Origin of the sequence: Kribbella sp. NBC_00382 (assembly GCF_036067295.1) — a bacterium.
Taxonomy (GTDB): Bacteria; Actinomycetota; Actinomycetes; order Propionibacteriales; family Kribbellaceae; genus Kribbella.
In genome coordinates, this window is sequence record NZ_CP107954.1 from 2203173 (window position 1) to 2217245 (window position 14073).

The 14073-nt window shown below is 68.1% G+C and carries 13 protein-coding genes; 2 read left to right on the forward strand and 11 right to left on the reverse strand.

Annotated elements, in window-relative coordinates; genetic code table 11:
- Window positions 1–6 precede the first annotated feature (6 nt).
- The 7 genes from OHA70_RS10915 to dnaB all read right to left on the reverse strand — a co-directional run bounded on the left by OHA70_RS10915 (window position 7) and on the right by dnaB (window position 7583).
- Window positions 7–249, reverse strand: a complete 243-nt coding sequence (locus OHA70_RS10915; RefSeq protein ID WP_328331255.1) for a phosphopantetheine-binding protein — start codon at window positions 247–249, stop codon at window positions 7–9.
- Window positions 242–1567 (reverse strand): condensation domain-containing protein, encoded by a 1326-nt coding sequence (locus OHA70_RS10920; RefSeq protein WP_328331257.1) that lies wholly within the window; start codon window positions 1565–1567, stop codon window positions 242–244. Before OHA70_RS10920 ends, OHA70_RS10915 begins: the two co-directional genes overlap by 8 nt.
- On the reverse strand, window positions 1551–3098 hold the full coding sequence (locus OHA70_RS10925; protein WP_328331258.1) for a pyridoxal phosphate-dependent decarboxylase family protein: 1548 nt from the start codon (window positions 3096–3098) through the stop codon (window positions 1551–1553). Before OHA70_RS10925 ends, OHA70_RS10920 begins: the two co-directional genes overlap by 17 nt.
- On the reverse strand, window positions 3095–4366 hold the full coding sequence (locus tag OHA70_RS10930; protein ID WP_328331260.1) for an MFS transporter: 1272 nt from the start codon (window positions 4364–4366) through the stop codon (window positions 3095–3097). The genes OHA70_RS10925 and OHA70_RS10930 overlap by 4 nt, the downstream gene beginning before the upstream one ends.
- Window positions 4363–5076, reverse strand: coding sequence for a hypothetical protein (locus tag OHA70_RS10935; protein WP_328331262.1), 714 nt, complete (start codon window positions 5074–5076; stop codon window positions 4363–4365). The genes OHA70_RS10930 and OHA70_RS10935 overlap by 4 nt, the downstream gene beginning before the upstream one ends.
- Window positions 5073–5984: a class I SAM-dependent methyltransferase gene (locus tag OHA70_RS10940; RefSeq protein WP_328331263.1), complete on the reverse strand. Its 912-nt coding sequence runs from the start codon at window positions 5982–5984 to the stop codon at window positions 5073–5075. The genes OHA70_RS10935 and OHA70_RS10940 overlap by 4 nt, the downstream gene beginning before the upstream one ends.
- Window positions 5985–6257: 273 nt before the next feature.
- The gene (gene dnaB, locus OHA70_RS10945; protein WP_328335095.1) at window positions 6258–7583 is read right to left on the reverse strand and encodes a replicative DNA helicase; all 1326 of its coding nucleotides are present in this window, start codon (window positions 7581–7583) and stop codon (window positions 6258–6260) included.
- A gap of 389 nt (window positions 7584–7972) precedes the next feature.
- Between dnaB and OHA70_RS10950 the strand changes: the two genes are divergently transcribed.
- Both OHA70_RS10950 and OHA70_RS10955 read left to right on the forward strand, forming a co-directional pair.
- Window positions 7973–9292, forward strand: coding sequence for an MATE family efflux transporter (locus OHA70_RS10950; RefSeq protein ID WP_328331264.1), 1320 nt, complete (start codon window positions 7973–7975; stop codon window positions 9290–9292).
- 42 nt (window positions 9293–9334) lie between these two features.
- Window positions 9335–9883 carry a hypothetical protein gene (locus OHA70_RS10955; protein WP_328331265.1) on the forward strand — a complete coding sequence of 183 codons (549 nt, stop codon included), beginning with the start codon at window positions 9335–9337 and terminating at the stop codon, window positions 9881–9883.
- Window position 9884: 1 nt separating this feature from the next.
- On the opposite strand, the gene OHA70_RS10960 is transcribed toward OHA70_RS10955, so the two are convergent.
- Genes OHA70_RS10960 through OHA70_RS10975 form a run of 4 tightly spaced genes read right to left on the reverse strand, consistent with a single transcriptional unit; the run spans window position 9885 to window position 14069 of the window.
- Window positions 9885–10232: a YrdB family protein gene (locus tag OHA70_RS10960; RefSeq protein ID WP_328331267.1), complete on the reverse strand. Its 348-nt coding sequence runs from the start codon at window positions 10230–10232 to the stop codon at window positions 9885–9887.
- A complete protein-coding gene (locus tag OHA70_RS10965; RefSeq protein ID WP_328331269.1) occupies window positions 10233–10607 on the reverse strand; it encodes a DUF4913 domain-containing protein in 375 nt (124 codons plus the stop codon).
- Complete coding sequence (locus tag OHA70_RS10970; RefSeq protein WP_328331271.1) at window positions 10597–12450, reverse strand: type IV secretory system conjugative DNA transfer family protein; 1854 nt, start codon at window positions 12448–12450, stop codon at window positions 10597–10599. The genes OHA70_RS10965 and OHA70_RS10970 overlap by 11 nt, the downstream gene beginning before the upstream one ends.
- Window positions 12450–14069, reverse strand: a complete 1620-nt coding sequence (locus OHA70_RS10975) for an ATP/GTP-binding protein (RefSeq protein WP_328331273.1) — start codon at window positions 14067–14069, stop codon at window positions 12450–12452. Before OHA70_RS10975 ends, OHA70_RS10970 begins: the two co-directional genes overlap by 1 nt.
- Window positions 14070–14073 lie beyond the last annotated feature (4 nt).

The window sequence follows — 14073 nt, forward strand, 5'->3', positions numbered from 1 at the left end:
GAGCGTTCAGACCTGCCCGTTGACGGCAGCGGGCTCGCTGACTGCCACACACATCGCACCGAAGCCGCCGTCCGAGAACAAGACGTCCAGCGGGAAGGGACTGCCGGTCGACTCCTCGAAGGTGGTGGCCATCTCGAGCGCGAGCAACGAGTCTCCACCCTGCTCGAAAAAGTTGTCCGCCGCCGCCACCTCGGTGACGTCGAGCAGTCGCTGCCACAGCTTCTCCAGCGCCACGACGTTGTTATCCACAAGATTCCTCTCTCAGGCTCACGATGGCCCCATGCTCATCGCGAGGATTCAGCTGGGCGGACAGATGCGCCGCGACGAGCCGATGGAACGTGGCCACGGTCGCGCCGCTGTAGGAGTCGCTGTGCCGGACGCTCAACCCGCAGCCGGTGGCGCCCACGCTCGCCAGCAGGCTGAGCCCCGGCTCGCGACGGGTCAGGTCCGCCGCCTTCTCGGTACCTTCCGAGATCTCGATCCCGTCGGCGACGGCGGCGAATCCGGGCTGCGCCTTGATGTCGAGGTACACGTAGGGCACAGAAGATATCTCATCGATGTTGTCCGGGAAGAGCTCGTTGATCACCTGTCCCTGCGGGAACCGGTCATGCATCATCGCCGCGGCGACATTGCTCTGTACCTCGCCACGCAGCTCCTGGTAGGTGGTGGCCGCCCAGCGCACCGAGGCTCGCATCGGCACCATCTCGGCGAACTTCCCGACCATCCGGGCCGCCCCCGGCCAAGTCCTGCCCGGCGACGGGAAGATCAGCCCGACCAGGTCACGCTCGCTCCACTCCCGGATCGCCGCCAGTACCGCCGAACAGATCAGGACGAACGGGGTGGTGCGCAGCTCCCGGCTCCTGCCAGGAAGATCCGTCACCGCAAGACCGCGCTCGAACACCAACTCGGGCTTCGGCACGGCTGGATCGTGCGGCGCCTCGACCGGGAGACCGAGTGGTGGGTTCAGACCGAGGTCGGCGTACTGCGCGGCCCAGTGCGCCAGACCCGCCCGGCCCGCAGGCGATCCGATCCACTGCCGCTGCGCCCGGGCGAAGTCGAAGTAGTCGTGCTCTGGCAGTTCCCGGGATACCCCGGCCAGCTCCAGTGCGAGATCGTCCATCAGGAGGCGGGCGGACAACCGGTCGAAGATGATGTGGTCGACCAGGAGCCGGCATTCGAGCGTCTCCCCCGGAGCCTCGAGATGATGGAGCTCCGCGAGCGGCCCGCGCGCCAGATCGAAGCCACGGCGGTCCATCTCGGTGAGCAGCTGCTCACCGGCTTCCTCGACGCTGGCCGCCGGGTGGCTGACAACTGTGTACCGCTCGGGCGCAAGCACCTCTGCCACGGTGACGTCGTCGGAGGGAAAGACAGAGCGAAGCACCTTCTGCCGGAGCACCACCCGTTGCCAGGCACCTTGCAGGTCGGCTACGGTCGCGCCGGCGACCCGGAGGGGCACCGACACGAAGGTCTTCCGCGGCCCCTGGCGGCCCTTGTCGATGGTGAGTCGATCAGCTTGCGCGATCGACGTCACCAACCCCGGCGCGCCGGGATCAGTCAGTTCGGACATGGATGTTCCCCTCGGTGAGAATCGATCGCCCGGTAGCGACGACCTTCGCCAGCACGTCATCGACCAGCTGACCGGTGATCCGCGGATTGCTCGACATGAAGCGCAGCGGGTAGAGCAACTGCCCCTTGGCCAGCACGCCTGGATCGGGAAGCGAGAACTGGTGCAGGTACCAGTTCCCGTCCTGCAGAAGCCTGCGATGGATCTCGCGGTTCACCTCGTTCACGAGGTCCGGCCCTGCCTGCCGGAGTTCGTCGGGGGCGAAGAGGAAGACCACCGCCATCAGGTCCGGCTCGTTGAGCAGCAACAAGTCGTCACGACCGCGGACCTGGTCCGCGAAGTACGAGGCCGCGGCAACCCTCGAGGTCGCCAACTGCGACAACCCGTCGCGTCCGGCCGACCTCATCGTCATCCACAGCTTCAAGGACTCCCACGCCTTGCTGCCGATGAACGGGCTGACCTGTCCGAGCGCGAACTCCTCCTGCATGATCAGATCGGAATACGTCGAGACGCTCCGCAGCACCGCGGGGTCGCGAACCAGCAGTGCCGACAGTGCATAGGGGATCCCGAGAATCTTGTGCGGGTCCAGCGTCACCGAGTCGAAGAGCTCGATCCCGGCCAGCCTCGGCCGCAGCTCGTCGCTCAGTGCGCACAGCCCTCCCCAGCAGGCATCCGCATGCAGCCAGATGGCCGGGTCGTGTGCCCTGACGGTCTCGGCCACCGCGGCCAGGTCGTCGATGGTCTGCGTGCGGCTGTCGCCGGCGTAGGCGACGACCGCGGCGATTTCACCGCGATGGGCTCGCAGCGCACGGCTCAGGTCCGTGCGGTCGTACCGGTAGCCGTTGGTCTCCACCTCGATGACGCTCGCCCCACAGCCGATCCAGGTCATCGCGGCCTTGATGCTGTAGTGGTTGATCCCGCGCGGCACCACCAGGCCGAACCGGTGCGGATCGGTGACGCCCGAACTCATCGTTCCGGGGGCCATCCGCTCCCTGGCCAGCATCATCGCGATGGTGTTGGACATCGTGCCGCCGTGCGTCATCACCCCGCCGACCGACCACACGTCGGTCAGCTCGGCGGCCGGCCGATCGGGATAGCCGATCAGTTGCCGAAGCCAACGAACGACGGTCAGCTCGACGAAGGTGGCGGCCGGGGAGTCGAAGCTCTGGTTGATCATGTTCTGCTGCGTCAGCATCGCGATCACGGCGCCGACCATGGCGCCGACGTTGCTGCCGGTGTCGCCGAAGCCCATGAAGTACGGGCTCGCTTCGTTCTTCGACAGCGGCAGGATCTGGTCGCGGAGCTCGATCAGCAGCTTGTCCACCGACGTGCCCGACTCCTCCAGCTCGACCATCACCTGGTCGCGGATGGCGATCGGGTCCTGGCGATCGAGGAAGATCCGGTTCCGCAGCTTGAAGTCGAGCCCGACCTGGATCGCGTCGGTGAGCAGCTCACGGACCTCCTCGGCGTTGTCCGGGGTCAGGAATCCTTCCAGTCCGGGGTCTTGTCCGGCAGTTGCGGTGCCGTGTCTCACGAGGTCACTCCTTCGTCGGATACATCGACTGTGGACGGCTTCAGCCCGGGATGCCGCAACGTCACGGCCAGCAGCACGCTGAACAGGACGAAGGTGGCAGCGATCAGCAGCCAGCCGATCGCGAGCTTCTCCACGAGAAACCCGAACGCGACCGGAGCGAGCAGACTCGGCGCGGTCGCGCCGATCCGCCAGACAGCCTGATAGGCGCCGAGCCGCGACGCGGGCGCCAAGGACGACAGCAGTCCCCAGTCACCGGCCGCCAACCGGATCTCCCCCAGGCTGAGGACGGTGAACAACGCGAGCAGTAGCAGGATGATCGTCGCCACTCCCGCGTGGCCGGCGACAAATGCGAGCACGCTGGCAGCGGCGACCAGGTAGGCGCCCTGCCTGGTCGCCCGGGTCGCGCCGGAAAGGTTCGAGGCGCCCCGGGAGAAGACCACCTGCAGCGCCACCACCACGACGGTGTTGAGCACGAACAGCAAGGGAACCATCGTGGCGGGCGCCGACGTCTGGGTCACGATCCAGACCGGCAGGACGAAGTTCAGCAAGGTGGCGTCGGTGAGCAGAACCCCGTTGAGCAGGGCCAGAACGACGAACGGCCAGGCCCGGTAGGCGCGATCGGGCTGAGCGGTCACCTCCTCAGCTGCCTCGTCCGGAGCTGGTGTCGCGATCGTCGCGAGCCGTCGTACGTAGTACGCGTTGGCGATCTTGACGCCCGCGGCAACCAGCGGAAGGGCGATCAGCGCGTTTCGTTCGGCGCCGACGGTCAGCGCCGCGAACAGCAGTCCCGATCCGGCGAAGCCGATGTTCAACGCGGTCCGGATGTAGGCGAGCCCCTCGACCCGGTTCGAGCTCTGCGCCAACGCGGCGAACGTGTAGCGCTGCCGGGCAGCGGTGCCGACAGCCGCCACCGTGGAGGCCAGCACCACGACGACGAGATAGCCGGGAACGTCGGTGACCAGCAGATAGCCGCAGAAACTCAGTGCCTCCACAAGGCTCGCCAGCCACCAGATCCGCTGTGCTTCGTAGCGATCGACACACCATCCAGCGGGTAGGGCGACGATCAGGGACGCGGCCACACCGGCGCTGACGCCCAGGCCGATCTGCGCGAGCGACAGATGCGCGTACCCGGTCAGGAACAGCGCGCTTCCGGCGAGGAAGAAGCCCTGGCCACAGGCATCCAGCAGCGTCTGGAAATAGAGCGCGCGGGTGGTTCCGGCCGGCGGATAGATGTGCGAGATCACCGCCTGCAGCCGTCCCCCACTCAACTCTGGCTGCCGGCGCTGTCGAACCGCCAGAGGCCGGCGCCCGCCGGGGCTACCAGTCCGGCGTCGCTCATCGCTGCCAGGCCGCGCGAGACCACGCCGAAGAGATGCACCGGGCTGGAGAACCCGAGATAGTCCTTGCCCTCGGCCCCAGCCGGCGATCGCAGCAGCGCCTCCACCAACGGCTCCGCGGTGAAGTCGGCGGTCGGCATGGTCAGCATCAAGCCCAGCCGGGCGACCGCTTGTTCGGCGGCAGCAGTCGCCGTGGACAGGGCCTCGATCGAACCCCAGATCAGCGCATGCGGTGTCGTCAGAGCGTTGAGCAGCAGCCGGAGCCGGAAGTCCTCGCTGTACAGATACGGATCCGACTCGGTGACCGGCCTGGCCTGCTGCGAACCCAGCTGCGGAAAGCAGGTCAGGCTGCAGGCCGCGGCGACGTCCTCGTAGGTTGCGGTCAGCTTGTTCTCGTAGGGGACCTCTTGGTCGATCGGCAGGCCGTGCCCGCTGTGCGCCTGCCGGATCCCGGTGGCGAGCGTGGCCCGCAGCTGGTCCGTGAGCGGCTCGGCAGTCACCAGCACGAAGTCGAGATCGCTGGGCGCCGTCCGCGCGTCGCGGGTGACAGACGAACCGTAGACGAGCCCGAAACCGTCGGCGACCGATGAGAGGTCCGCCAGGCAGGTCGTCACCATGGCGACGCCGCCGAGCGCCGTCACCGCGGAGCCTGGGCGGCCGGGTGGTCCTGGCGCTGGAACTCGATGAAGTACAGGCCGGTCGGAAGGACCACTGAGGAATCCGGCCGGCGCCAGCGCCCGACGAACTCCTCCACCTCTCGCCTGACCTGCGCCGATTCGACAAGCTGCGGAAGGTTCTTCAGGTGCACCTCGAGCATCCACCGCACGGCGGCGTGCTCATCGGCGGCAACCGCTGCTCCGCCGAGGCGTTGGTACGAGACCGTGCCCGTGCCATCGCGCTCCTCGTCCAGGAGTGCGTTGATCAGGAGGTCCCGGGTGTAACTGCGGCCACCTTCGGGAAAGGGCGCGACCCGTTCCCACTGCCTGGTGACGAACTGCTGTTCGGCGGTCTCGGAGTCGAAGAACATCGCCAGCAGGCGGCCCCCCGGCGCCAGCAACCGGACGATGTCGCGTACGAATCCCTGCGCCTCGACCCGGGCGGCCTGCTGATCCTCGACCGGCGTGATACCCGTCGCGGTGAGCTCTTCGAAGTACTCACCGAGCGGGTAGCTGAGCGACCAGAACGCGCCGATCAGGTCCAGCCGGCTCGCCATCCCTTGCTCGTGCAGGTCGGTCACCGCCGCTCGGGCGCCCGCATGAAGCGGCGTACTCCCCGGGAACCTGGCGGTCAGCTCCTTGATCATCTGGGCGCTGTAGTCGTTCACGATGAGGCTGTCGGCGAAGGGAGCCAGATGCTCGGTCATCCGCCCGGTGCCGGCGCCGAACTCGGCGACTCTGAGCGCGCCCAGCGACTCGGCGGAGTACAGCTCGGCCAGGCGTCGCCGGAGCAGCTCCGCGTCATCCACACCGCCGTAGAAGTGGGGCAGCAGTAGCTCGTCGTAGAACCCTTCCTTCTCGTAGACGGCCCGGAAGTCGGTGGCGTCGGACACTCGGTGGGTCCTTTCCAAGCTTTGCGGCGCACCGGCGGGCCGGCGCACAGGCCGGTCCGCCGGTGAGGCGTCGTCGAGGCGGCTTCGTTGCCCCCTCCTGATGCCGCAAGCACGATCTGCGGCCAGAAGCCCAGCTGCGAGCGGCCGCGCCGACCGGCGGGTGACCCTCGCAGGGATCTTCGAAGGACCTTCTTACGGGCCTTCGCTTTGTCCGGTCAAGGATTTCGCCGTCGCCTTGCAGCAACCTGCAATGCGCGCCGAGTGGATTTGACGTCAGCCGTCGTGGGCCATGTCGACGAAGCGGGAGTAGTGGCCCTGGAAGGCTACGACGATGTCGGCGGTGGGGCCGTTGCGGTGCTTGGCGACGATGAAGTCGGCTTCGCCGGGGCGGGTGGATTCGCGTTCGTAGGCGTCCTCGCGGTGGAGGAGGATGACTACGTCGGCGTCCTGTTCCAATGACCCGGATTCGCGGAGGTCGGAGGCCATCGGGCGTTTGTCGGAGCGTTGTTCGGAGCCTCGGTTGAGCTGGCAGATGGCGATCACCGGGAGCTCTAGTTCCTTGGCGAGGAGCTTGATCGAGCGGGAGAACTCGGAGACCTCGAGCTGGCGGGACTCGACCTTCTTGCCGGACGTCATCAGCTGGAGGTAGTCGATGACGATGAGTTTGAGGTCGTGCCGCTGCTTCAGCCGGCGGGCCTTGGCGCGGATCTCCATCATCGTCAGGTTCGGCGAGTCGTCGATGAACAGCGGCGCCTCGGACACCTCGCCCATCTTGCGGGCCAGCCGGGCCCAGTCCTCATCGGTCATCTTGCCGTTGCGCATGTGGTGCAGCGGCACCTTCGCCTCGGCCGACAGCAACCGCATGGTGATCTCGTTGCGGCTCATCTCCAGCGAGAACACACACGAGGTCAACCCATGCTTGATCGACGCCGACCGCGCAAAATCCAGCCCCAGCGTTGATTTGCCCATGGCGGGGCGGGCCGCAACGATGATCATTTGGCCGGGGTGGAGGCCGTTGGTCAGTTCGTCGAGGTCGGTGAAGCCGGTGGGGACGCCGACCATGGCGTCGCCGCGGGAGTCGATCGCCTCGATCTCGTCGAGGGCGCCCTCCATGATGTCCTTCAGCGGGGCGTAGTCCTCGGTGGTGCGCTTCTCGGTGACCGAGTAGATCTCTGCCTGAGCCTGGTCGACGACGTCGTCGACCTCGCCCTCGCCGGCGTAGCCGATCTGGACGATCTTGGTGCCGGCCTCGACCAGGCGGCGCAGGATCGCCTTCTCCCGGACGATGTGCGCGTAGTAGCCGGCGTTGGCGGCCAGCGGCACCGAGGCGACCAGGGTGTGCACGTACGGCGCGCCGCCGATCCGGCCCATCTCGCCGCGCTTGGCCAGCTCGGCGGCGACGGTGATCGCGTCGGCGGGCTCACCGCGGGCGTACAGGTCGGTGACCGCGTCGAAGACGATCTCGTGGGCCGGCCGGTAGAAGTCCGTGCCGCGCAGGGTCTCGATCACATCGGCGATCGCGTCCTTGCTGAGCATCATCGCGCCGAGCACGCACTGCTCGGCCGCCAGATCCTGAGGTGGGGTGCGGTCGAAGCCCATCTCCGGACTGCGTTCTTCGTTCCCGCCGCCCGGCCCCCCGCGGAACTCCGCAACGCTCACTCGTCCAGCCTCCTCGTTCGGCCCGGTTCGAACACCTGATCGAACCCTAGCGTCCATCGCCGACAGTTTCGCGGGCAGTCACGCGACCGTACGCCCCTCACGCCGACCCCTGGTAGCCAGCCATCCACAGGGGGTGTGGACAAGCCGTGCATAACCCCACAATGAGCTGTGCACAGGTTGGGCATATCCCTGTGGATATCTGGGGACAAAGCTCCACAACCCCGCTCTGACCTGCGGTTTTGTCTACACACAACTGTGGAGAAGAAAAAGATTCGGTCCCCACAGGTCCACTGCGCTGTGCACAGGCGTGGCCAGGCACAATGATCCCCATGCCCCTTACCAGCTGGTCGCAGGATCGGGAGATTCTCCGGCTGGCGGTACCGGCCTTCTTCGCCCTGGTGTCCGAACCGCTGATGCTGCTCGCCGACTCGGCGATCGTCGGCCACCTCGGTACGCCGCAACTCGCGGCCCTCGGCGTCGCGGGCACCATCCTGCAGACGCTCGTCGGGATCTGCGTCTTCCTTGCCTACGGCACCACCTCCGCGGTCGCCCGGCGGATCGGGGCGGGCGACCATCGGGGCGCGCTGACGCAGGGCATCGACGGACTCTGGCTGGCCTTGCTGCTGGGCGTAGCACTGGCCGTAGTCGGCGGAGTAGTGCTCGCCCCACTGGCCATCAGCGGCTTCGACCCATCACCGGACGTCGCGGACTACGCGGTGACGTACCTGCGGATCAGCTGTCTCGGCATCCCGTCCATGCTGCTGCTACTGGCGGCTACCGGCGTACTGCGGGGTCTCCAGGACACCAAGACACCCATGATCGTGGCGATCTCCGCCAACCTGGCCAACATCGCCCTGAACCTCTTCCTGGTCTACGGACTCGACCTGGACATCGCCGGCTCAGCACTGGGCACGGCTATCGCCCAGACGGCAGCAGGAGTCGCCCTGGTCTGGGTAGTGGTCCGCGGCGCCCGCCGGGACGGCGCCAAGCTGCGGCCCGACCGCCCTGGCATCCTCGCGTCGGCACAGGCCGGAATCCCTTTGGTGGTTCGCACCCTGACGTTGCGCGCGGCAATCATCCTGGCAACGTTCGTCGCCACCTCCCTCGGTACTACGTCACTCGCGGCCCACCAGGTCGCCTTCACCCTGTGGTCCTTTCTGGCGCTCGCACTCGACGCCATCGCGATCGCCGCGCAGGCGTTGACCGGCCGCGCGCTCGGAGCGGGCGACGTCGAGGGGACCCGCACGATCACGCGACGGATGATGTGGTGGGGCCTGGTCTCGGGCGTCGTCGGCGGACTCGCGCTGTGGGGGCTGCACGGCCTGTACATCCCGTGGTTCACGTCCGATCCCGAAGTACGGCACACGCTGGCCGCGATCCTGCTGGTGGCGGCGCTCTGGCAGCCGGTCAACGGGGTCGTCTTCGTGCTGGACGGCGTACTGATCGGGGCCGGCGACGGGCGGTACCTGGCGGTCGCCGGGGTGATCGCCATGGTTCTGTACGTGCCGCTGGCGCTCAGCGTGCTGTGGTTCGACGGCGGCGTGGTGGCTTTGTGGTGGGCCTTCGGTGGGTTCATGCTGCTCAGGCTGCTGACCTTGCTGACCCGCGAGCGCCGCGACGGCTGGCTGATCACCGGAGCTGTCCGCTGACCTGGTTTTGCGGCATCGTGGGCACCGAGCGGAAGGAGCGGCATGGCCGACACGGACGACGAGCTCGCAGCCAAGCACGCTGAGGAGGATGAGCAGCAGTTCGACGAGGAGGTCGAGCTGGACGCGCTCGAGGAGCGTGAACTCATCGACAACCGGCGCCAGCGCGAGGCTGATGCCGACATCGCCGACGCGATGCGCCGTGCCGACGTCGCCGAGCGGAACCACGGCTACTTGCGCGCCAAGGCGGCCGATGAGCGCCTACTGGGCCATGCCGACACCGCCCATGCAGCTCATCTCCGCGATGGCGCAACCGGCCGGGACGACGCTCAGTCGGATGCCGATCTGAAGGCGGCCGACCGCGCCCAGGCCAGAGCCAACTCCCGGTACCGCACCGCGGCCGACGACGACCGCCGGGCCGACTGGAACTACGCGGAAGGCCGGGAGCAACGCAGTCGTGCCGAGCAGCCGCCCGCCGCGGAGGCCGTCCGCAGCGCACCCGACGAGCCCCCGGTGGCCCGGAAGAACGTCAAGCGCCCCCGCGACCAGCGGAAGAAGTCGAAGGCCCTACGGGAGTTCGGCCTCGGCGACTGAACTAGCCGGTGGTGATGTGGCCGGCGCGGATGATCACAAGATTGGCTGCAACCACCAGGACGAACACAGTGGCCAGGATGTGGTGGTCGCGCGTCCACAGCGCCAGGCCTGCCAGGCCGAAGAAGGCGACCTTCACGACGGTCGTGATCACCGGGTTGCCGTAGCTCGCCGTGGGCGCCGCGAACAGCCCCCAGAAGACGGCTGCGATCACCGGCAGCCCGACGGCGAGCAGGACTCGGAGCACCGTACTGCTGCTCGCGTTCCAGCCCCACCAGGCGAACACCGCCAGGCCTGTCAGCTCCACCAGGAACGCCAGACCCAGGTTGCTCCAGCGCCAGATCTCGTACACCTAGATGCCGCGCAGGTTGGGTTGGCGCTGGTCGAAGAAGAGGCCGGCCGGGGGCTCCTCCACTGGTAGCGGTGGGATCGGGTAGTCGCTGTGCGCACCGCGGCAGGCCGCGAACGGGCCGTCCGGGTCGAGCAACGCCTGCATGTGCGGGTCAGCGTGGTCACGCCACCAGACCGACATCCCGGTCGCCGGGTCCAGCCGCAGGTGCTCCCAGGCGCGCCAGATCGAGTCCAGGCGGCTCAGTGCCTCGGCATGGCGGAACCACTCCGGGCACCACATGTACTGCTGGCCGATCCGCCGGCAGTACAGGTAGACCAGGCGGTCCTCGACGAAGGCCGCGACGTGCGGGTAGAACAGTTCCTGCTCACCATCCACGGCGCTGCTCCTCAGTCTGCTCCCACACCGGTACCGGCGGGCCCGCCGGAGCAGGCGGCGCCTGGGGCGCCCCACCCGTACCAGCTGCCACCCATGCGTTCGCCCCACCCTGCGCCGCCAGGCCAGCACCAGCACCCGGGTCGTGGTGGGCCAGCGAGGCCTTCACTGCGCCCGCGTCGGCACGTGCCATCCACGGCACAGTCTTGATCATCGTCGCCGGGATACCGGACGGGAAGATGACCGCGCGACCGGGCGGCATCGAGGCGAGGTCGGAGACCTCCATGATGTGGTGCCGCTGGGTCTGCTTGCTGGTGCCGCGCTCGCCCTTGTTGTACGAGACCGAGCTGGACAGGATGTCGTAGTCGCCGATCAGCTTGCTCAGCCGCTCGAGGAAGTTCGCGTCGGACGCGCCACCGCCGTAGACCCGGATGTTCGCCGCGGACCAGAGCTTCTCCATCCCGCGCTCGCCCCAGCACTCCATCCCCTGCGCCCAGGACTGCAGGATCGTCATCAGCACGATGCCGCGGGAGCCGAAGTGGCTGTAGAGGTCGGGCAGGTTCTTCCAGCGGCAGACGTTCGCCGCCTCGTCCAGTACGCCGACCAGCGGGTTGGGCAGCCGGCCCATGGGGCAGGTCTTGGCGTAGTCCTCGGCCGCCTCGACGACGGCCACCGTCAACGCGGTCACCAGCGGGCCCGCAGTACCGGCGCCTTCCTTGGACAGGCTGTACAGCGTGCCGCCCTCGCGGACGAACTGGTGCGGGTTGAACTGCGGCCGGTTGTCGTTGGGCCCGTTCGGAATCACCCAGCGGGTGACCTTGCGGTTGATCAGGAACTGGGCGCTCTGCTGCGCCGTGCCGTAGACACCGGCGCGCTGCTTGTCGGGCGCGTTGATGACACCGGCCAGCGCGTCCGCGGACAACTGCAGGCCGGGGGTGGCGCGCAGGATGCGCTCTGGCTCGTCGTTGCGCTGGTCGGCGAGCCAGCTGTAGACCTGCGTGATCGGGCGCTTCGCGACCGCGGCCGCGAGCAGCAGACCGGCCAGCAGGTCCGTACCGGCGGAGTCGAAGAAGGCGTCCGTCTGGGCGCCTTCCTTACGCTGCGAGGCGACGAAGTGCTCCGCCAGCTCCCGCGCCTTCGTCTCGTCGGTGATGTAGCTGAGCGGGTTCCACCACCAGTTGTTCGGCTCGCCGCAGACCTCCTGCGGGTCGAACACCCAGACCTGCCCCTTCTTCGAGCGCGGATCCCGGGTGGCGTCGACGATGTCGCGCTTGTTCGAGGTGGCCACGACGGCCCCCGGAGCATCCAGGATCGCCGGCACTGCGCGAGACGTCGTCTTACCGGTTCGTGGACCCCAGATGTCGACGTGCATGTCTTCCCAGGACCCGAAGACCTCAAGGTTGTCGCGGACAGTCCGGCCGATCATCACGCCGGGACCCGCGTGCCCGGCGCCCAGCCGGTTGGCGATCTCCTGCGCGCCTTCCCGGGTGAGCTTGTAGATCTCCTTGCGCTTCGACATCAGCTGCGCGGAGCGGTCTACCCGGGAGCCGCGGTCCCGCGCCCGGCCGACCAGGTAGAAGCCGGCCACGGTCAGCAGGCCGAGTACGACGATCTCGATGATCAGTACGCCGGTCGCCGCGCCGGACCAGCGGACCCGGCCGTTGATCATGTCGACCAGGTTGCTCATCGGGTCGCTGACCGGATGGGTGTGGTTGATCGCCGCGGCGATCTTGGTCGCCACCCAGGTGCCACCGACGACGATCGCGAACAGCCCGATCCCGATGAAGACCAGGACCGACTCCGCGGACAGCCCGCCCGGGCCCGTACTCCGCTTGCCTTCAGCCATTACTCATCAACTCCCGTGCGGGCGACCACACGGGTGGTCGGGTCCGGTGGCGGCAGGGCCGTCATCGCCGGGTCGTCGAAGGTGTACTCCTCGACGACTTCCTCGGTGCCGTCGTCGGCGATCTCCACCTTCAGCGGGCGGCCGTCGACGCCGGTCTTCCAGAGCTTGTTGGTGTCGTTGATCTCGCGCTCGACCGAGGTCAGCCCGACGTGCACCGGGATGCCCGGGCGGCCACCGACCTTGACCAGGAAGTTTCCCCGGCCGGGAGGTGCGGCTTCCTCACCGGTGGCCGGGTCCCACGCGGGTGGGTCCTGCCAGCCGATCAGCATGTTCTTCTCTTCTTCGGACATCGGTACGACGGCCGACAGGTTCTCCATCTCGGCCCGCGGCAGACCACCGCAGATGACCATCCCGGACCGCTCGACGAATCCCTTCGCCTTCATCCGGTCCTCGGAGTGCTCGAGCGCCAGCAGGTCGGACATGGTGTGCGAGATCATTGCCATCCCGACACCACGCTGCCGGTTCAGCCGGGTCAGCGCGTCCACCCGGTCGACCAGGCCGCGGCCGGCCCGGAGTACTCGCCAGAGCTCGTCGAGGATGACGAAGTAGTGCCGCCGGGGCTCGAGGCCGGCATCCGCGAGCGCCTGCGAAACGGCGACCGCGCCGAACCCGTACGACCAGCAGGCCAGCAGTACGGCGGCCTGCAGGCTGGTCTCGGAGTCGTCGATGTTCGAAACGTCGAAGACCACCGGCCGGTCCATCTTCATCGGCTGGTCGGTCTGCTCGGAGAAGATCTCACCGAGCCGGCCGCCGCCGACCAGACCGATCAGGGACGCCTCCAGGCCTTCAGTGATCTGGCGGTAGCGGTCCATGCTGCCGCGGTCGAGCGCGACATCGCGGACTCGGTCGGGAGCTTCCTGGACGACCTGCAGCAGGTCACGGAGTACCGGGGTGCCCTCGTGGCGCTCGTCGAGCACCTTGAGCGCCTCGTCGAGGATGGTCTCCTCGCGGTCGGTCGGCGGCGCGGACCGCATGATCGAGATCAGCGCCGAGACCATCGTCGAGCGGCGGCCGTGCGCGTCGGCCTGGATCGCTTGCCGGGCACTGCCGGTGAGCCGCAGCGCGGCCTGCCGGGACTCACCCGGGTCGAGCACGTTCAGGTGCCCACGGCCACGACCGAGCTGGATCACCTGGCCGCCGAGGGCCTCGATCAGGTCCTTGTAGTCCGGCTTGAGGTCGCCGAGGACGAGCGGCATCACGCCGTACCCGGCGAGGCCGAGCGCCATCCGCCGGATGATCGTCGACTTGCCCAGACCTGGCTTGCCGAGCACGAAGACGGACGGGTTGGAGATCAGCTTGGCGCGCATGAACCAGCTGATCGGGTCGCAGCACATGGTGGCGCCGGACAGGATGTTGCGGCCGATCGGCACGCCCACCATTGGGCTGCCGGTACCTGCCGCGAACGGCCACATGCCGCAGACCTGGACCGTCGTACCGCGCCACTCCTGTGGGGCCTGCAGGTACGTCGAGTAGCCACGGGCCGGGCCGGGCCAGCCCCGCGGCATCGGCCGGCGGCCGCCACGGCTCGGGTCGGCCGGCTTCTTCTCGTTCTTGCTCACGCTG

Bases quoted from the DNA above. Each gene is read 5' to 3' on its own strand.
- OHA70_RS10955 (WP_328331265.1), top strand. From the start codon at position 9,335: ATGGCCGACACGGACGACGAGCTCGCAGCCAAGCACGCTGAGGAGGAT.
- OHA70_RS10950 (WP_328331264.1), top strand. From the start codon at position 7,973: ATGCCCCTTACCAGCTGGTCGCAGGATCGGGAGATTCTCCGGCTGGCG.
- OHA70_RS10920 (WP_328331257.1), bottom strand. From the start codon at position 1,567: ATGTCCGAACTGACTGATCCCGGCGCGCCGGGGTTGGTGACGTCGATC.
- dnaB (WP_328335095.1), bottom strand. From the start codon at position 7,583: ATGGGCTTCGACCGCACCCCACCTCAGGATCTGGCGGCCGAGCAGTGC.
- OHA70_RS10970 (WP_328331271.1), bottom strand. From the start codon at position 12,450: ATGGCTGAAGGCAAGCGGAGTACGGGCCCGGGCGGGCTGTCCGCGGAG.